Here is a 230-nt window from a genome sequence, read left to right as displayed (position 1 = left end):
GATATGTTACACAACTAGCACTGCGTCCAGGCGTAATGGCTGTACCGCTACCTCTTGCTCCTGTCATGACATTTGTCCATACGGAAGAAAAATACTACATCGCAGCATTCAGACAAAACTCATTGCAACGACTGCATCCTGGTTTCGAAGCTGAATTTTTATTCAGAGCACTACCAGGCAAGATTTTCAAAGGACGCATTGATGAAATAATCCCAGCTATTGGTGAGAGT

At 43.5% G+C, this 230-nt stretch carries 1 pseudogene; it reads left to right on the top strand.

The features are described from left to right. Positions 1-230: pseudogene (locus AB4486_RS24890) on the top strand (hypothetical protein); the annotation flags it as partial.

Origin of the sequence: Vibrio sp. 10N.222.55.C6 (genome assembly GCF_041473395.1) — a bacterium.
In the GTDB taxonomy this organism is placed as follows: domain Bacteria; phylum Pseudomonadota; class Gammaproteobacteria; order Enterobacterales; family Vibrionaceae; genus Vibrio; species Vibrio crassostreae_C.
Note: the sequence above shows the minus strand (reverse complement) of the source record. Positions and strands in the feature narration are given on the sequence as shown.